Raw genomic sequence first — 16,206 nt, 5'->3', positions numbered from 1 at the left:
GGATCAAATCGTTAGCCATTGGCGATGAACCCGCTCGGCATCCGCCTTGAAATCGGCAATCGACAGCGTCTCCACGATCCGCCCCTTGGCCATCACGAGAATGTGGTCCGAGATCCTTTCGGTGAGGTTCAGGTTCTGCTCGACGAGCAATACCGCCACGCCCTCAGATCTCAGCAGCTTGATGACGTCGCCGATCTGCTGAACCACCATCGGTGCAAGTCCCTGCGTCGGCTCGTCCAGCATGAGGACTTTCACGTCGGTCACCAAAGCGCGCGCGATGGCAAGCATCTGCTGCTCCCCGCCCGACAGCGCGTGCCCTGCGTTCTTGATGCGGCGCTGAAGGTTGGGAAACAGATCGAGGACTCGCTCCTCGGTCCACGTCTTGGGCTTGGTACGCTGGCCAACGCGCAGGTTCTCGAGCACCGTCAGTGCCGGAAAAATCTGCCTTCCTTCGGGTACGTATCCAATACCGGCACGCACGACATCGTGGGCTGGCTTGCCGCTCAGATCAACCCCATCGAGGGAAACAGTGCCCTCCGACGCCCGCACGAGCCCCATGACTGTCTTGAGCGTCGTCGTCTTTCCCACGCCGTTTCGCCCGATGATCGACGTGACCTCCCCTTTCGGTGCTTCGAGATCGACTCCGAAAAGCACCTTTCCCGAGCCGTAGCCTGATGCCAGTTTGCTGACCTTAAGCATGTGCTACTCCTAGGTAGGCGCGCTGTACCGCGGGATCGTTGCGCACGGTCTCCGGCGTCCCATCCGCGATGCGGCGCCCCTGGTCCAACACGACGATGCGATCGGCAACGCCGAATACCACCTCGAGATCGTGCTCTACCAAAAGAACCGCGATGGGAGCGTCTTGCAAAAGCGATTTGAGAAGCCGCACCGTCGCACGAGTTTCTTCTACCGACATGCCTTGGGTCGGTTCGTCCAGCAGGACGAGCTTGGGCTCGAGTGCAAGCGCAGTCGCAATCTCCAGCAGCCGTTGATCGCCGTGAGCAAGCTCTCCGGCGATGCGATGCGCCTGGCCAGTCAGGCGCACGCGGCCAAGCCACGCCATCGCCTGGGCCGCGGTCGCCTCGACGAACGCTTTTGAATGGATCGGATGAAGGCGCCCTGCGGAACGGGCTTGGACTGCCAGCCGTACGTTCTCGAGCGCGGTCAGCTGAGGAAACAGGCAGGTGATCTGGTAGGTGCGGCTCAGTCCTCTTTGCGCCAGGTCGTGGGCCGCAAGGTTCTCCACGCTTTCGCCGTTGAAGCGCACCGTCCCCGCACTTTTCTTGGTCGCACCAGCGATCAGGTTGAAGACAGTGCTCTTGCCAGCGCCATTCGGCCCGATCAGAGCGACCACCTCGCCCGCATCGACGGTGAAGCTGACATCATCAACCGTCGTCACCGCGCCCCAACGCTTGGTCAGGCCAGAACACTCAAGAAGCGGCATTTTTTTCTCCAAGCAAGTTGGCGCGACGTTTGTCCATCCTGGCGACCAGCGATTTCTTGATGCCCCACAACCCCTTGGGAGCCGCAATCACGACGACGATGAACAGCACGCCCATGACAAGTGGCCAGCTGTCGGTCACTGCGCTCAAGCGCTCATGCGCAAGGACGATCAATGCCGCACCGACGATCGGTCCGACAAGCGTGCCGGTCCCACCCAAGATCACCGCGATGATGACGTGGCCAGACAGCGTCCAGTGCAGGATCTCCGGTGACACGAACTGAAGCAAGCCAGCGTGCAAGGCGCCGGCCACTCCGGCCAGCCCGCTGGACAGCACGAAAGCGACGATGCGCAGTGAGCGAGGCCGGTAGCCAATCGCACTCGCCCGTCTTTCGTTCTCCCTGACGCTCACGATGGCGGTACCCATGGGAGATTTCATGAATCCCAAAGCAAGCCAGTACATCGCAAACACAACAGCCAACACCAGCCAGAAATAGCCGTTGCGGGAAACGAAGCCCTCGAAACCGAATGGGCCAGCGTTTCGAGCAAATCCGGTCAGGCCGTCCGAGCCGCCAGTGATCGTGTTCCACTTGAACACGATCGCATAAGCCAGCTGCGCAAATGCCAGCGTCAGCATTGCGAACGCCACACCGCTCGCACGCGTGCTCAGCCAGCCGATGGGTATGGAGATCAGCGTGGCAGCAACGACGGAAACCAGAATCGCTAGCGGCAACGACCAACCCGCCAACAACCCAAATGCGCACGCATACGCGCCAACGCCGTAGGGCAGCACATGACCGAACGAGAACATGCGGGCGTAACCCATTTGCACGTCCAGGCTCATTGCAAACAGCCCGAAGATCAAAATCTCGGTCAGCAATGTGACTTGAAAGCTCTGAAGGCCAAAAGGGGCAAGGGCAAGCGCCGCGACCAGTGGAATGGCGTACTTCATTTATTCTTCCTCCCCGAACAGACCGCCTGGACGGTAGAGCAATACTCCGATCATCAGAAGGTAGATAACCACCAGCGAGAAATCCGGAAAGTAGAAATTGCCGAAAGACTGAGTCGTTGCAACGAGCAAGCTGCCAACTGCGGATCCGAGAAAGCTGCCCATGCCGCCAATCATCACGATCACAAACGACTCGATGATTGCCGCACTGCCCATGCCGATGTAGCCGCTGATCAACGGCACGGCGAGATACCCCCCCAATCCAGCAAACCCGCAGCCCACTGCGAACGTCAACGTCCTGATCGTCCCGACGTTGATGCCCAATGCCTGCGTCATCTCTGCGTTCTGAGAGATCGAACGAATGAGCAGCCCGAGGCGGGACTTCAGAATCACCAGCGCAAGGATTCCCAGCGCCGTCGCTCCAAAGCCAATGAGAAACACCCGATAAAGAGGAAACGGCTCATTCATGACGAATACCACCCCGGCAAGCGCATCGGGCAACTGAACATCTCGGCTGCTCGATCCCCATCCAAGCCGTATCGACTCCGTAAGGACAAGGCTTAGACCGAACGTAATCAAAAGGAAGCTGCTCGCGTCGCGCTTGTACAAGTAACGCAAGAGCCCGGCTTCGAAAATGGCGCCAATGGCCGCAGCACTCATCGCGGCCAGTACGAGGCCACCCCAGAAGTTGCCAGCCCATTGGGCCGCCGAGATGCCGACATATGCGCCGAACATATACATCGCCCCATGGGCGAAATTCATGATGCGCATGATGCCGAAGATCAGCGTCAGGCCAACCGTGAGCATCGCGAGGAGCGATGCCAAGGAGAGCGTGTTCAGCCCAAGATTGAGCCAGAGTTGCCACACACTCATAACGAATCTTTCATAGGGTTTATATCTAGCGAGAGCGCTTGGGTCTTCACCCTTGCATCAGAACGAGTCCTTGCGGCAACCGGGAATAACCGCGTCGGCGCTGAACGTCTCAATGATCTTCGGTAAGGGGTACGCGGCGGCGTCGCTCTTCTCCAACCTGGCGATGAAGACACTTTGTTCGCCTTGCTGGTCACAGGCACGCAGTTTCACCCTCCCCTTGACCGACTCGATCTCCAAGTCGACAAGCGCCTTGCGCACGGTCATTGCATCGACCGATTTGGCGCGGCGGACGGCTTCTGCCAGCAGACTCAGTCCCTGCCACGTTTCGCCGTCGTAGGTGTCCGGGATTTCGCTGTACTCCGCACGGAACGCACTGACAAATTCCTTGTTTGCAGCGGAGTCATGCGAGTAGTTGTACTGGCTTACCCCGTACAGCCCCAGACCCGCATCACCAAGCGGTCGCGTGTTCAAGAGGTCCAACACTTCCGACACGATCTGGATTTGCTCACCCAGCCGGTACTGAGCCGCCTGCTTGAGGAATGCGGTAGCGTCGTCACCGCTCATCGCCACATAAAGCACGTCGGGGCGCGCCTGCCGGATGCGGGCGATATAGCTGGAGTAGTCCTTGGTTCCAAGCGGGGTCAGGACGTTACCCACTGTCTGCTTGCCCACACCCTTGATCAAGCTTTCGAAGGTCGCAAGGCTGTTCTTACCCCAGGCGTAGTCCTGGGCGATCGTAAAGAACGTCGTCTTGGGCGATTTGGCGAACCACAGCGAGATCGCTCGAGCACGCATTGGCCCCGAGGTGCACGTGCGAAATGCGTTCGGAACAAAGTTCTGCGCGGTGAGAGAACCAACGCCACTGATACCCGCCAGGTACAGCGCGTTCCACTCCGCCAGACGCGGCATGATGGCCAGCGATTCTCCGCTGGAGATGACGCCCGTGATCAGCTTGACACCTTTGCCCTCGACAAGCTCTGAGGTCTTGCGAACGCACGCGGCCGGATCGCCCTGCGTGTCCTCGAACAGAAACTCGATCTGTCTGCCGTCGATGCCGCCTTTTGCGTTCATCGTCTTTGCGAAGAGCCGGCATGCGCGCTGGATCTGAGAGCCAAGCGCCGACCAGTTGCCTGTGATGCCCGTAGGCACCCCGATTCGAACCACCTCCGTCTGCGCCCATGAGGGCTGGAATGTTGCTGCCAAACCTGCGCCCGCCGCGCCGGCCAAGAACCCTCTGCGACCCATTGACATGCTGTGCTCCTTGAAGTGCAGCGCAATGCTATATTTGCCATATACGTCTGTCAACTAGGGTAGTTATGATATTTAAAAAAGATCTTTTCAGGGCAGATGTTGAGCATTTTTGGTGCGCGTGCACCGTTTCGTAACCATGACCTGGAGCCATTTACATGACCGCCCCCTTGACGCCTGCCCGCCCCATCTACATGGACTACATGGCCACGACGCCGGTCGATCCACGCGTTGTTTCGGCGCTCCTGCCGTACCTGACCGAACACTTCGGAAATCCCGCATCGCGCAGTCATGTCTATGGGTGGGACGCGGAGGCTGCAGTCGAGACTGCGCGGGCTCAAGTCGCGGATCTTCTCGGCGCTGATCCTCGAGAAATCGTCTGGACCTCTGGCGCCACGGAAGGCAACAACCTGGCCATCAAGGGCGCAGCGCATTTCTACAAGGGAAAGGGACGGCACATCGTCACGCAGAAGACCGAGCACAAAGCCGTTCTCGACACCTGCAGAGAGCTGGAGCGCGAGGGCTTTGAAGTCACGTACTTGGACGTGGAGAGCGACGGCCGCGTGCGTGTCGAATCGGTGCAGGAGGCCCTTCGGAAAGACACGATCCTCGTGTCGATCATGATGGTGAACAACGAGATCGGAGTGATCAACCCCGTTGAAGCGATCGCCGAGGTATGCCGTGACAAGGGCATCATCTTCCACTGCGATGCGGTGCAGGGAGCGGGCAAGATTCTCATCGACGTACGGACCTTCATGGTCGATCTGCTCACTGTGACCGCACACAAGGTCTACGGTCCGAAGGGAGTGGGTGCTCTGTATGTACGTCGTAAGCCTCGCACCCGCATCGAGGCGCAGATTCATGGCGGAGGTCACGAGCGCGGCATGCGGTCTGGGACGCTTCCTACCCATCAGATCGTTGGGATGGGAGAAGCCTTTCGGATTGCCAAGGCGGAGATGGGGGCAGAAAATGAACGCGTCCAACAACTTCGGGATCGACTTGCAAGAGGCTTGACGCAGATGGAGGAGGTGTATGTCAACGGGAGCCTGGCGCATCGTGTACCGCACAATCTGAACATCAGTTTCAACTACGTGGAGGGTGAATCGCTCATCATGGGGTTGAAGGGTGTGGCGGTGTCGTCCGGCTCAGCATGCACGTCGGCTTCCCTGGAGCCTTCTTTTGTCCTGCGTGCACTTGGTCGCAGTGACGAATTGGCGCATAGCTCAATCCGCTTCACGATCGGACGCTTCACGACCGAGGCTGAAGTGGACTTGGTCATTGCCCAGGTCACGGAGACCGTCGATCGGCTGCGACAACTAAGCCCACTCTGGGACATGTACAAAGAGGGCGTAGACATCTCGTCGATTCAATGGGCGGCTCACTGAGCAACCAAAAGGTCAGGTATCCCATCTCTTTGCCACTAGCACCGATGGGCAACCCGTCGCAAGCACAGCGCGCAATGCAAGACCCTAGATCAGGAAGCGCGCTCTCTTCCTGGAAACTGAAGCCCCAATGAACCTAGTTGTACGGGTGCAGGGAGTTTCCAATCAACCGCGATAGCACGATTCCGTCTACGCAACAAAGTAGGATCTAGTGCTGCAGGATTTTGTTGAGGAATTCCTTGGTGCGCGGCTGGCGGTTTTCCGGGTGGCTGAAGAACTCGTCCTTCTCGCAGTCTTCCAGGATGCGGCCGCCGACGTGGATGACGATCACGCGGCTCGCGACCTTGCGGGCGAAGGCCATCTCGTGCGTCACGACCATCAGGTCATGCCTGCCTTGGCCAGCGCCACCATCACGTCGAGCGCTTCGCCGACCATCTCCGGGTCCAGCGCCGAGGTGGGTTCGTCGAACAGCATCACGATCGGGTCCATGCTCAGCGCGCGGGCGATGGCCACCCGCTGCTGCTGGTCGCCGGAGAACTGACCTGGGAACTTGTGCTTGTGCGCCATCAGGCCCACGCGGTCGAGCATCTTCAGGCTCCGGGTCGACCCCATTCCAAACATGCACTTTCAGATCAGGCAGAACGAGATTCCACCAGACCAGGCGGTCAAGGTGCCGATGGGCCAATTGACGCACCCAGTCCCCAAAATCATCATAGGCCAAGGAATCGGGTGCAGCGATACAGGGCGCCAACAGTTTCAGCCAGACGTTCTGGCTGTCGAGCAGCCATGACATCAAGGCAGCGATTTCACCGGATCGATCCGGCTTGACGTTCAAGCGCGCGTAGTGGTCGATGACGACGGGCACGGGCACGGGCAGCGCAACCAGCCGCTGGCCGAGTCGCAAGAGGTCCTGCGCATGGGCATTCACCTGGACGTGCCAGCCGAAGGGCTGGATCAGTTGGGCCACGGCTTCCAGCATGTCTTCGCTCGTGGCGCCGGCCTGGTCCAGGTTGAGCCGAACGCCGACGACACCGGCCGCGTCCGGTTCCTCCAGCTCGGCGCGCGTCGCCGACGGATCGACGACGGCCACGCCTCGCGCGGTCGGACCCAGCTCGCGCAACCCCGCCAGCAGCACGCGGTGGTCACGGCCATAGCCGGAGGGTTGCACAAGCACGTTGCGCTGCAGGTGGAGTCGGTGTTGCAGCTTGCGGAAGTCCTACGGAGTCGCATCGCCATGCCTCAACACCCGCCTGCCAGCGTATGGCAGTGCCTTGTTGAACAGGTGCATGTGGCAGTCGCAGGCATGATCCGGCACCGGGAACCCAAGTCCTTTAACGCCGGTGGATTACGGTGCGGCCGCCGCGTCAGGGGTGCCTAAAGCCGATGCAGACGCCATCGTTTTACCTGTTGCGCTGCGTCGTGCCAGGAGGCGTGGGACGTGGCCACCTCACTGCGCCAGTTCCGTCGGCGCCAGCGCCAGCTCCGGCTCCAGCCTAAGATGCTCTCTCGAAATTTAAAGTCTTCAAGCCGTAGCCCAGTAGAGACGAGCGGGATTTGATACAAGGATCAAGTCTAGCGAGGCCTGATTGTCGACCCACGAAAAGAGCTTCTCCATCAAGAGAGCTGTGTCTGGCGGTTGTTTCAACGAGGTATGGGGCCAGTCGCTTCCCCAGACCACCCGCTCGGGCGCTACCTTGATCCAATGCCTGGCTGTGCGATCCACATCTGCATAAGCCCCGTCGCTGCCGACAAGCGAATCCAAGTATGGGGCCGAAAGTTTCATCCATGCGCGGCCGTCGCGCAACAACCTTTCGATGATCGCCGCGGCAGGGTGATCAAGCCCACACGCAACAGGCAGCCTGCCCAGATGATCAAACACGATGTCCACTGGCAGCCGGTCAAGCAGTTCCTCATGCGCAACGACCTGATCAGCGGTCCAATGGAGCTGCACGTGCCAGCCAAGATCTTTGATCCGTGCCGCAATGGGCTCGATCATGTCGAATGAGGTCGGCGCGTGCTCCGGCGTGTAGAGGGTGAAGCGAACGCCACGAATGCCTTGCGCGTTGAGTCGGGAAAGCGTGGAATCGGTTACGTCGGGGCGCAGCACCGCGACACCTCTTGCGCGGTCGACTCCTAGCTGAGCGAGGGCGTCCAGCGTGACATCGTTGTCCGTGTCGTAATTTCTGGGCGTGACCACGACGGCGCGTTGCAGCTGCAGCGCCTGTTGTACCGTCGCATAGGCAGACGCAGTGCAAGAAATTGCGCTCATGTCGTCTGCAGGAAGAATTTCCCGGAACCGAGGGTCGAAGACGTGCAAGTGCGAATCGCAGGCGTTGAGCGGAACTAAGAGCGGGGTAGGCATGATTGAGTTGATGTCGAACGCAGCGCGTCTGGAAAGAGCTCGCGCTCGCGGCAAGATTTACGTTTTATTTGCGCATTAGTGGGTAGTGCGAAGCCTCAGGCAGCCTACTGCCAAGGCTGGGCTAACGGTGCTCGCCGTGAGCCCCGGCTGTAAGTTTCGCGTGGAAGTTCACGATAAGATGACCGTATCGAGTCGCCGCTCCACGACCTCACCATCGACAAGCCCTACGTGATAGGAGAAGCTGTTGTTGTCGGCGGCCACGGACCGGATAAATGCCTCGTCCTCGAAGTAAACGCCGGCCAAGTTGTCGCACGCATATCCAGCAGGCATCACGCGCTCTTTAATGAGCTTGTGATACAGCGGTCTGCGAGATGCCTCCGCGTTGAAGTGTGGGCAGTGCGATCCTTTGAGCCACGCCATGCCGTCGATGGGCGACAGAGCGATTGGTCGTGAGTCGCTCGTTCCACTTTCGAACCAGCACAGCGAGCCTGCACTGCCTCCCGTCATCAGCACGCCGCTTTCGTAGGCTTTGCGGAGCGCGAGATCAATGCCCTGCGCCTTCCAAACGGCGAGCATGTTGAGCGTGTTGCCACCGCCTACGAAGACAGCATCCATTCCCAGCAAGTAGTCTTCAAATCGTTGCTTGCTGGTGTACGAGCTGATGAACGACTTCATCACATACGCCCGCATTGGAAGTTCCTCACAGGCAGCGTACCAGCTTGTGATGTTGACCAAGCTGTCACCCGCAGCTGTTGGTATGAGGCAGACCTTTGGATTGGATTTGCCTATGAGAGGGACAATGTGCTTCAGGAATACAGAGAAGTTGCCGCTACCAAATGCGATCAATCGTCTTTTGGCTGCCGACGGCTGGGCCGCATAGCCAACCCGTGCGATGGACGGTGCTACCGCTGCGAGTGCTACTGAACGGATGAGTCCACGTCGGTTCATATCTTCACCTCAAGTAAGTTGTGTTGTTGCATCGGGTGCTTTCCTTACGAGTCCGTTGCGACGCACTCAATCTACTTTGATGTTCCGCGCCTTCACCAGAGCATTGGCCCGACTTGTTTCGTCCTGCACGAATTTGGAGAACTCTTCGGGCGTAGTGCTGCCTGGCTGCAGGCCAAGCTGCAACAGCTTTTCCTTGACCTTCGGGTCCGTCAACGCCGATTGAAGAGCCTTGGCCAAGCGCTCCACGACGTCAGGCGGCGTTCCCTTGGGCAAGAACACGCCGTTCCACTCCGACGTGTTGAAGCCCGGCAGACCCTGTTCAGCCAAAGTCGGAACCTCGGGTAGCAACGCCAGACGCTTGGGAGAAGTGACGCCAATGGCCCTCACCTTGCCGCCCTTGATGTAGCTCAGGCTAAAGGCCACATTGCTGAAGTACATCGAGACCCGTTCGCCCATCAGGTCGGTGATCGCAGGCGCACCCCCTTTGTATGGCACGTGCATCAGGTTGAGCTTGCTTTGTTGGTTGAACGCTTCTGCGGCCAAGTGCGAACCGCTACCATTTCCGGCGGATGCAAAATTGATCGCGTCAGGCTTATCGCGTGCGATGGCAAGCATTTCAGCCACCGTCTTATAGGGGGCAGCGGCGGGCACCAACAGGACTTGCGGCGCGATGGCAACCAGTGACACCGGAATGAAATCCCTGAGGGAGTCAAACGGCATTTTATATAGCGACGGGTTTACAGAAAAGGCTGATGCGTCGTACAGCACGGTGTAGCCGTCGGCTGCCGACTTGGCAACGGCGTCGGCGCCGATGACTCCCCCGGCGCCCGGCTTGTAATCAAGCACGATAGGTTGGCCGAGCAATGCGCTCATCTCCTGCGTCACGATGCGCGCGGTGATGTCGGCACCGCCACCGGCAGCGTAAGGTATTACCATGCGTATTGGCTTTTCTGGCCAAGCCGCCCAGCCACAAAGAGGAAAGCTGACTGCCAGCACTGCAATGATTCTATGAATTTGTTTTTTCATGGGTTTTTCTCGATGGACGGGTTGAGCAATGTTGATCTTTTCGTGCAGGGATTTGGCTGATCAAAGACGCTGAGTGCGTTGAGTGGAAGGCTGGTGCGTTCTATCCCGCTCATTACGGGTTCGATCAATCATCAGAAACTTTTTTTCGAGGTCCAGGTAGAGTCGATTGCCTCAGCAATCAGCTCTGCCGTAGCAGCTGAAAGCGTCCAGCCCAAGTGCCCGTGACCAGTGTTGTAAAACACGCGTTGTCGAGCGCCCTTTCCAACTTTCGGCAGCATGCTTGGAAGCATGGGGCGCAGGCCGGCCCAGGGAATGACACTGCGCGTGCTGACACCGGGAAAGCATTGATTGACCCAATTCACCAATGGCTGGATTCGGTCCATCCGAATGTTGCGGTTTGCGCCATTGAACTCTGCAGTCCCAGCAACCCGAAACCTGTCTAACCCCAATCTGCTGGTCACCAATTTGGTTTCGTCATCGAGCAGACTTACGTGGGGAGCCGACTTCTGGCTCAATTCGTCGGTCAAGTTCACGGTGATGGAATAGCCTTTCACCGGATAGACATTAATGCGGTCGCCCAGCATGGTGGCAATGTTTCGGCTGCCGACACCTGCGCATACCACAACGGCATCGGCCTGCAGCTGTTCTTCCTTGCCGTCGCAGGAAAAAGCTATTTGTACGGTATGGTCGGAAGCATCCACCCGTTTGACTTCTGCGCCAAAGATGAATTTCACGCCACGTTTTTCAGCTGCGGCGGCCAGACCGTGAGTGAACTTGTGGATGTCGCCCGTGGAATCGCTCTCGGTAAAGAACCCTCCGTGATATTCACCTGCCAGCGTCGGCTCGATCTCCCGTATCTCGGAAGGGCTCAACTGTCGGCGTGGCAATCCCCCTTTGGCCAGCAACTGGGAAACACGCACGGCATGATCGAAGCTCTCTCTTTTTCGATAGATATGCAAGATGCCCTCTTTCTTGTGGTCGAAGTCGATCTGTTCGGCTTCTGCCCAGGACAGAAGATGATCGCGGGCGTCGATGGCCAGCTTTGTCGTGGCGACGGTGTTTTTCTCGTAATGGGGAATATTTGCCATGAATTCCATGAACCACGAGAGCTTGTGCCAGCTCGGCATGGGATTCACCAACAGCGGCGCATTCGCAGTGAACATCCACTTGATGCCCTTGAGAATTGTCGAGCCATGGTTCCAGACTTCGGCATTAGAGGCTGAGAGCTGGCCACCATTGGCAAACGACGTGTCCATTGCCACATAGCGATGACGTTCCAACACTGTCACATCAAAGCCGCGCAAGGCCAAGGCATAGGCGGTCGTGACGCCGGTAATTCCGGCACCAAGAACTGCGAGTCGTTTCATTGAGGATTCCATTGCATCACGTTTGAGTTGACCGAACACGGCATCTGCCGCGACCCCCTTCTTCATAAGATCCCGAGATCTTCAAGCAGTCTGGACCTGTTCGCTTCTTCAATGGCCTGATTGCAAGAAGATCAAGGTCTCTTTGAATTTCTTTTGGGTAAGCAGTCGTTGACCCTGAGATCTTTTGCAGAGTTTCCTGCTCGAGAAGACAGGTAGGCTTGTGCATCAAGTTCGCTTTTCAATCGACCGTGGCGCCCGACTCGCGCACGATTCGCTGCCACTTGACGCGCTCCTTGCTCAGGAACTTTCCGAACTCTTCCGAAGATCCGGGTTGCGCGAAGATCCCTCGCTCCGCCAGCGCTTTTTGCAACGCGGCGGTCTGCAGTGCGCGCCCGAACTCGCGGTTGAGCGTCTGCACCACGGTCGCTGGCGTGCGGGCAGGTGCGACGACACCGTAGAAGACGTAGTAATCGAACTTGGGATAACCTGATTCGACCAGCGTTGGCACATTCGGCAGGGCAGCCACCCGTGCGGCCGAGGTCACCGCCAGAGCTTTCAGTTTTCCCGCCTGAACCAGTGGCAGTGCGGCAGTCAGCGACGAAAAATAGATGTCGACCTGATTGCCCAGCAGGTCTGTCATGGCCGGACCAGCGCCCTTGTAAGGGACGTGAATAAACTGAACGCCACTTTGCTTCTGAAAGCTTTCGCTGACGAGATGGCCAACGGTACCGCTGCCAGATGAGGCATAGGTCAGTGGATGCTTTTTGGCAGCTGCAATGACGTCATCCAGATTTCGGTACGGCTTGCTCGCCTCAACCACCAGCACAAGCGGACCGGTCCCGATGAGGGCAACCGGTGTCAATTGTTTCTCTGCGTCCACCGGCATCGACTTGTACAAGTACTGGTTAACGGTCAGGTTGCTCGTCTCGCCCATCACCAACGTGTGGCCGTCGGCCTGGGCTGCTGCCCCCGCTGCCAACCCGATGTTCCCTCCCGCACCGGGGCGTGTATCGACGACAAATCCCCACTGGCTCAGTTCGGTGACCTTGGCTGTGACAAGACGCGTTGTGGTGTCGGTGCCGCCGCCTGGCGGGCTGGGTGAAATGATCCGGATGGGCTTGTCGGGAAAGGCCTGCGCCTGCGCCGTCAGGATCACCGTCACGGCGAGAGCAAAGACTGTCGTGACGCGTCGTATCTGTGATTTCATGATTCGTATCAGTTGTTATCCAGGTGCTGAACGCGCCTCAGCGTTTGAGCTTCTCGATTTCCTTCATCTCTGCAGCAAAGGCTGGCTCATAGGCCTCGCCTGCAGCGCCCAGCGAGAGGTCGGCAAGATTGTTCTTCTGGATGTAGTCGGTGAATACAGTCCCGCTGCGGGCGGCCAGCATGGCCTTCTGGAGGTCTTGGTAGGCCGTGGGATTCTTCTGCGCGAACGCCGCCGACACGACATAGACGCCGTAGCGCGCGAGAAAATGCGGCGAGGACATCGTCACGCCATAGGTCGTCAGCAGGCTCTGCAGGGTGGGCGCCTCGGGCCAGCGTGGGCTTTTCTTATCTGACCCAATGAACAGTGCGGTGGTCTTAGACCGCATGTTCGAACGCACGAAGTCGTCACCAAGGTTGGCGGTGACATCCCCGGACAGCAGTGCATTGATGGATTCAGCGCCACCCTTGTAGGGGACAACCACAACATCGATCTTCAACTGCTCCACCAGCCACTGCGCCATGGTCTCCTGCGCCGACCCGCCAGTAACGGAAATTGCCAGTTTGCCGGGATTTGCCTTGGCCTGACTGACGAACTTGGCGAAGGAATCAATGCCGCCATCGTTCTTCACAAGGAAGACGCGCGGTTCATGGAGGTCTGCCATGATCGTGCGGAAGTCGCTGAGCTTGAAACCCGCATTGCCGCGTGCAACCGCTAAGCTCAGGTCTGGCTGGTTGATGGCAAGGACGGCTGAGCCGTCGGCCCCTTCCCGAAGTAGGGTGGTAGCGGCGATCTGCCCACCCGCGCCGGGCACGTTGCGCACCACCACGCTCCGGCCATTCAACGCGCTCTGGAGCGGAATGGAGAAGAGACGCGCGAACGCATCGGTGCTACCGCCCGGCGGATAGCCAACCATCATCTGCAAGGGCTTATCACCTTGCGCCATCGCAAATCTTGGCAGGGCCGCCGCCAAGGAAGATGCGCCAAGGGCCGTGACAAAGCCGCGACGACCAGCCGAAAAATTGTTCATGCTATTTCTCTTGATTGGCTGGATGACCTAACCCAGCAGACGTTGATCGTGGGGGGTGGTGTTGATCTGCTCGAAGCCATTGGCGGTGACCACCACCACGTCTTCAAGGTGCGCGCCGCCAACGTGAGGTTGGTCCGGCAGCACTACGCGCGGCTCGAGGCACATGACCATGTTTTCCTCAATCACGAAGTCGACCCGGCGGTCCACTAGAGGCTCGCCATGCAGGCCGTAGCCAAGTTGGTGTCCGGTGTTGCCGGTGTAAACGTAGTCACCCCAGCCGTGATCGGCGATGACCTCGCGGGCGCGAGCATCCACTGCTTTGCCAGTGACGCCGGGGCGAATCATCTTCTTGGCCTCCTGCAGGGCCTCGTAGGTGGCACGGTAGATGGCACGCTGGGTCTCGGTGGCCGTACCGCTGCTCAGCACGGTGCGACCGAGGTCACCGGTGTAGCCCTTGACGACCGCGCCGATGTCCAGAATCACTGTCTCGTTCTCGCCGATGACCTTCTCGGTCGCGATGCGCTCGAACATGGATGCGTTGGGACCCGAGGCCACCAGAGGGATGAAGGGCTCGAACTCGGATCCAGCCTTGCGCATGGCGGTGACGGCCGCGGCGGAGACTGAATGCTCGGTCACACCCGGCCGGACGGCTTGGATGGCCGCCAATGCGCCCAGGTCGGCCACTCGAACGGCGTTGCGGATCAGCTCGATCTCGATCGGATGCTTCACAGCGGTCAGCTGCAGCCACATGGGCGTCACGTCACCGATTTCCAACGCGGGCAACGCTTGGCTCAGCCCCCGGAACACCATGTGCGGCATGACGTCGGTCGCCACGCGGCCACCGGCCACGCCGTAGTCCGAAAGCATCTTCTCGATGGTCTCGTGCCACTTCGAGACATGCGGCAGTCGACGGGCATCCTCGATGTCCGACTTGAAGCGAATGCGAAGGTCATCGCTGCCGGAGATGTAGCCCACCACGGGAGGTTTGCCCTTGACCACCAGGGCAACGTATTCTGGCTCCAGGAAAGGACGGAAACCTTTCACATAGAAGTCGGTCACATAACGCACGGCTTCAGCCTTGAAAAACAAGAAGGCGTCGAAGCCGGAGGTCTCCAGAGCCTTCTGCAGCTTGGCCCGCTTGATGGCATGCAGTTCGTCACCGCAGTAGAAACTGGGGGACTGCTTTTCAAAACTGATTTTTTTATCCATGATGCCTTCTCTGTGGATTGGGTTGAGAAAAGTCCGGTGCTCAGATCGGAACGGGGTTGCGAGCGACGGCGGTGAATGCTTTGATGGCCGTCCCGATGGAATCGTCAGAAATGTGGCGATGGGTCACGCAACGCAGCAGTGCCGGTCCCCAAGGGCGTACCAGCACCTCACGCGTCCGCAGAGCGGCTTCCCATTGCTTGGCGTTCATGCCAGTGCCTGAGACATCGACCTGCACAATGTTGGTTTGAGGTTGTCGAATGCGTAGGCCTGCGACTTCAGACAAGCCCGCGCCCAGCGCTCTGGCATTTGCGTGGTCGTCTGCCAGCCGGCCTACCATCGACTGCAGGCCTTCGAGTCCGCAGGCCGCAGCAATGCCGACCTGACGTTGCGCCCCACCGATGAGCTTTCTCAACAGACGGGCACGCTGGATGGTTTCTTTCGGTCCGACCAGGACGGCGCCCATGGGGGCGCTCAGTCCCTTGGACAAACAGACAGAAGCGGTGTCGGCGTACTGGCACAGCACCGCGGCCTCCACTCCGAGGGTCACTGCTGCGTTGAACAGGCGCGCGCCGTCCAGATGCACGCGGACGCCGGCACGTTGGGAGATCTGATGGACCTGCTGCATGTGGGCGAGTGAGGCCACCGACCCGCCTTCATTGTTGTGCGAGGTCTCGGCGCAAACCAGTCCCGGTTTGAGGTTTCCCTTGGTCGATGCCAGGGTGGTTTCGAGCAGAGCAAGGTCCAATGCACCATTCGGGTCGGGGATTGGCTGGTAGAAGGCGCCAGTGAAGGTCGCCGCCCCACGCTCGGCCGTGTAGATGTGCGAGCCGGAGCCCGTCAGGACAACGTCCTGACGCGGCACTTGAGCCAATATGGAAAGCAGGTTCGCCATCGTCGCGCTTGGCGCATACAGACCCGCCGCCTTGCCCAGCAAAGAAGCCGTAAAGCCTTCGAGCTCCTTGGCTGTAGGGTCGCCGTCCAAACCGTCGTCGCCGAGAGGCGCAGTCGCCATGCGGCGATACATCGCCTCGGTGGGGAGCGTGACGGTGTCACTGCGGAGGTCGATGGAATGGATGGAAAGAGAGTCGTTCATAGGGTTTCTGGAATGCCGATCAGGGCGATCAGCGTCTCGGTGTCACAAATTCTGGACCCTTCTTCATTGAGTAA

14 protein-coding genes and 2 pseudogenes are annotated in these 16,206 nt (G+C 59.1%); 1 reads left to right on the top strand and 15 read right to left on the bottom strand.

Translation table 11 applies throughout. The annotated features are described in order from the left end of the window. Positions 1 to 3: 3 nt before the first annotated feature. The 5 genes from ACSFBE_RS14250 to ACSFBE_RS14230 are packed head-to-tail and all read right to left on the bottom strand — an operon-like array spanning position 4 to position 4,514. On the bottom strand, positions 4 to 699 hold the full coding sequence (locus ACSFBE_RS14250; protein WP_435491038.1) for an ABC transporter ATP-binding protein: 696 nt from the start codon (positions 697 to 699) through the stop codon (positions 4 to 6). Then, positions 692 to 1,444: an ABC transporter ATP-binding protein gene (locus tag ACSFBE_RS14245; RefSeq protein ID WP_435491037.1), complete on the bottom strand. Its 753-nt coding sequence runs from the start codon at positions 1,442 to 1,444 to the stop codon at positions 692 to 694. Before ACSFBE_RS14245 ends, ACSFBE_RS14250 begins: the two co-directional genes overlap by 8 nt. Further along, positions 1,431 to 2,393, bottom strand: a complete 963-nt coding sequence (locus ACSFBE_RS14240; RefSeq protein ID WP_435491036.1) for a branched-chain amino acid ABC transporter permease — start codon at positions 2,391 to 2,393, stop codon at positions 1,431 to 1,433. The genes ACSFBE_RS14245 and ACSFBE_RS14240 overlap by 14 nt, the downstream gene beginning before the upstream one ends. Beyond that, a complete protein-coding gene (locus ACSFBE_RS14235; protein ID WP_435491035.1) occupies positions 2,394 to 3,263 on the bottom strand; it encodes a branched-chain amino acid ABC transporter permease in 870 nt (289 codons plus the stop codon). A gap of 57 nt (positions 3,264 to 3,320) precedes the next feature. After that, complete coding sequence (locus ACSFBE_RS14230) at positions 3,321 to 4,514, bottom strand: ABC transporter substrate-binding protein (RefSeq protein ID WP_435491034.1); 1,194 nt, start codon at positions 4,512 to 4,514, stop codon at positions 3,321 to 3,323. Between the two features lie 155 nt (positions 4,515 to 4,669). Between ACSFBE_RS14230 and ACSFBE_RS14225 the strand changes: the two genes are divergently transcribed. After that, positions 4,670 to 5,896: an IscS subfamily cysteine desulfurase gene (locus ACSFBE_RS14225; protein WP_435491033.1), complete on the top strand. Its 1,227-nt coding sequence runs from the start codon at positions 4,670 to 4,672 to the stop codon at positions 5,894 to 5,896. 205 nt (positions 5,897 to 6,101) lie between these two features. Here ACSFBE_RS14225 and ACSFBE_RS14220 read toward each other — a convergent pair. From ACSFBE_RS14220 to ACSFBE_RS14175, 10 genes and pseudogenes are all read right to left on the bottom strand, one after another. Further along, positions 6,102 to 6,493: pseudogene (locus tag ACSFBE_RS14220) on the bottom strand (ATP-binding cassette domain-containing protein); the annotation flags it as partial. Positions 6,494 to 6,605: 112 nt separating this feature from the next. After that, a pseudogene (locus ACSFBE_RS14215) lies at positions 6,606 to 7,061 on the bottom strand (amidohydrolase family protein); the annotation flags it as partial. A gap of 354 nt (positions 7,062 to 7,415) precedes the next feature. Further along, positions 7,416 to 8,255: an amidohydrolase family protein gene (locus tag ACSFBE_RS14210; protein WP_435491032.1), complete on the bottom strand. Its 840-nt coding sequence runs from the start codon at positions 8,253 to 8,255 to the stop codon at positions 7,416 to 7,418. A gap of 168 nt (positions 8,256 to 8,423) precedes the next feature. Then, on the bottom strand, positions 8,424 to 9,203 hold the full coding sequence (locus ACSFBE_RS14205) for a Type 1 glutamine amidotransferase-like domain-containing protein (RefSeq protein WP_435491031.1): 780 nt from the start codon (positions 9,201 to 9,203) through the stop codon (positions 8,424 to 8,426). Between the two features lie 66 nt (positions 9,204 to 9,269). Further along, positions 9,270 to 10,229 carry a Bug family tripartite tricarboxylate transporter substrate binding protein gene (locus ACSFBE_RS14200; protein ID WP_435491030.1) on the bottom strand — a complete coding sequence of 320 codons (960 nt, stop codon included), beginning with the start codon at positions 10,227 to 10,229 and terminating at the stop codon, positions 9,270 to 9,272. Positions 10,230 to 10,360: 131 nt separating this feature from the next. After that, positions 10,361 to 11,596 (bottom strand): D-amino acid dehydrogenase, encoded by a 1,236-nt coding sequence (locus tag ACSFBE_RS14195; RefSeq protein WP_435491029.1) that lies wholly within the window; start codon positions 11,594 to 11,596, stop codon positions 10,361 to 10,363. A gap of 238 nt (positions 11,597 to 11,834) precedes the next feature. Then, positions 11,835 to 12,803 carry a Bug family tripartite tricarboxylate transporter substrate binding protein gene (locus ACSFBE_RS14190; protein ID WP_435491028.1) on the bottom strand — a complete coding sequence of 323 codons (969 nt, stop codon included), beginning with the start codon at positions 12,801 to 12,803 and terminating at the stop codon, positions 11,835 to 11,837. A gap of 37 nt (positions 12,804 to 12,840) precedes the next feature. Continuing rightward, on the bottom strand, positions 12,841 to 13,830 hold the full coding sequence (locus ACSFBE_RS14185; protein WP_435491027.1) for a tripartite tricarboxylate transporter substrate-binding protein: 990 nt from the start codon (positions 13,828 to 13,830) through the stop codon (positions 12,841 to 12,843). 27 nt (positions 13,831 to 13,857) lie between these two features. Continuing rightward, positions 13,858 to 15,039, bottom strand: coding sequence for a M24 family metallopeptidase (locus ACSFBE_RS14180; RefSeq protein WP_435491026.1), 1,182 nt, complete (start codon positions 15,037 to 15,039; stop codon positions 13,858 to 13,860). Between the two features lie 40 nt (positions 15,040 to 15,079). Further along, positions 15,080 to 16,132, bottom strand: a complete 1,053-nt coding sequence (locus ACSFBE_RS14175; RefSeq protein WP_435491025.1) for a threonine aldolase family protein — start codon at positions 16,130 to 16,132, stop codon at positions 15,080 to 15,082. Between the last annotated feature and the right edge of the window lie 74 nt (positions 16,133 to 16,206).

Origin of the sequence: Variovorax sucrosi (assembly GCF_051216635.1) — a bacterium.
Lineage (GTDB): Bacteria > Pseudomonadota > Gammaproteobacteria > Burkholderiales > Burkholderiaceae_C > Variovorax.
Note: the sequence above shows the minus strand (reverse complement) of the source record. Positions and strands in the feature narration are given on the sequence as shown.

What these genes read in the sequence shown, in the direction of transcription:
- ACSFBE_RS14250 (WP_435491038.1), bottom strand. Translation starts at nt 699, where the DNA reads ATGCTTAAGGTCAGCAAACTGGCATCAGGCTACGGCTCGGGAAAGGTG.
- ACSFBE_RS14245 (WP_435491037.1), bottom strand. Translation starts at nt 1,444, where the DNA reads ATGCCGCTTCTTGAGTGTTCTGGCCTGACCAAGCGTTGGGGCGCGGTG.
- ACSFBE_RS14240 (WP_435491036.1), bottom strand. Translation starts at nt 2,393, where the DNA reads ATGAAGTACGCCATTCCACTGGTCGCGGCGCTTGCCCTTGCCCCTTTT.
- ACSFBE_RS14235 (WP_435491035.1), bottom strand. Translation starts at nt 3,263, where the DNA reads ATGAGTGTGTGGCAACTCTGGCTCAATCTTGGGCTGAACACGCTCTCC.
- ACSFBE_RS14230 (WP_435491034.1), bottom strand. Translation starts at nt 4,514, where the DNA reads ATGTCAATGGGTCGCAGAGGGTTCTTGGCCGGCGCGGCGGGCGCAGGT.
- ACSFBE_RS14225 (WP_435491033.1), top strand. Translation starts at nt 4,670, where the DNA reads ATGACCGCCCCCTTGACGCCTGCCCGCCCCATCTACATGGACTACATG.
- ACSFBE_RS14210 (WP_435491032.1), bottom strand. Translation starts at nt 8,255, where the DNA reads ATGCCTACCCCGCTCTTAGTTCCGCTCAACGCCTGCGATTCGCACTTG.
- ACSFBE_RS14205 (WP_435491031.1), bottom strand. Translation starts at nt 9,203, where the DNA reads ATGAACCGACGTGGACTCATCCGTTCAGTAGCACTCGCAGCGGTAGCA.
- ACSFBE_RS14200 (WP_435491030.1), bottom strand. Translation starts at nt 10,229, where the DNA reads ATGAAAAAACAAATTCATAGAATCATTGCAGTGCTGGCAGTCAGCTTT.
- ACSFBE_RS14195 (WP_435491029.1), bottom strand. Translation starts at nt 11,596, where the DNA reads ATGAAACGACTCGCAGTTCTTGGTGCCGGAATTACCGGCGTCACGACC.
- ACSFBE_RS14190 (WP_435491028.1), bottom strand. Translation starts at nt 12,803, where the DNA reads ATGAAATCACAGATACGACGCGTCACGACAGTCTTTGCTCTCGCCGTG.
- ACSFBE_RS14185 (WP_435491027.1), bottom strand. Translation starts at nt 13,830, where the DNA reads ATGAACAATTTTTCGGCTGGTCGTCGCGGCTTTGTCACGGCCCTTGGC.
- ACSFBE_RS14180 (WP_435491026.1), bottom strand. Translation starts at nt 15,039, where the DNA reads ATGGATAAAAAAATCAGTTTTGAAAAGCAGTCCCCCAGTTTCTACTGC.
- ACSFBE_RS14175 (WP_435491025.1), bottom strand. Translation starts at nt 16,132, where the DNA reads ATGAACGACTCTCTTTCCATCCATTCCATCGACCTCCGCAGTGACACC.